Consider the following 692-nt stretch of genomic DNA (forward strand, 5'->3'; position numbering starts at 1 on the left):
ATACAACAAACTGTTGCTGTAAATGGTTATCAGCAATCAATGCTGGTACGGATGACTTAAAGTAGCGACGTTTGTAGCCAATATTTGCTTTGAGCTTAGCTTGTTTCATTAAGCGAGCAACTCGATTTTCACTACAGCTTTCACCTTGACGGCGTAGCTCATGCGTAATACGTGGGCTACCATAAACACCACCACTTTCAACATAGCTTGCTTTGATATGCTCAAGTAGTCGTTGATTATCAAGCTCACGGTTTGATATTGGTTGCTTCAACCACGCATAGAAACCGCTACGATGAACGTTAAGTGCCTGACACATAGCTTTAACACGATAAACATCGAGTCGTGACTTTATGAACGTGTACCTTTCTTTGACTCGCTTGCAAAGTACACGGCGGCTTCCTTTAAAATGTTGCGTTCCTCAGTAACACGCTTAAGCTCTGCTTTAAGTTTGCGTATTTCTTCTTGCTCGGCCGATTTAGCGGGTGGCGTTTTGGCTTTACTCACCCAGTAGTAAAGTGATTTATCTGAAATACCCAATCGTTTAGCAACGTCAGGGACGGAAAAGCCTTTATCAACCACTTGGCGAACAGCTTCATCTTTGAATTCTTGTGGGTATTTATTATTACTCATAACATCTCTCATCATACTTCATTTTCTAAATAAAAGATGTCTACATTATTTGGGGAAGATCA

At 40.9% G+C, this 692-nt stretch carries 1 pseudogene; it reads right to left on the minus strand.

The annotated features are described in order from the left end of the window. Window positions 1-67 precede the first annotated feature (67 nt). Window positions 68-630: pseudogene (locus IE155_RS18045) on the minus strand (transposase); the annotation flags it as partial. Window positions 631-692 lie beyond the last annotated feature (62 nt).

The organism is Thalassotalea profundi (assembly GCF_014653195.1).
GTDB classification, from domain to species: Bacteria; Pseudomonadota; Gammaproteobacteria; order Enterobacterales; family Alteromonadaceae; genus Thalassotalea_B; species Thalassotalea_B profundi.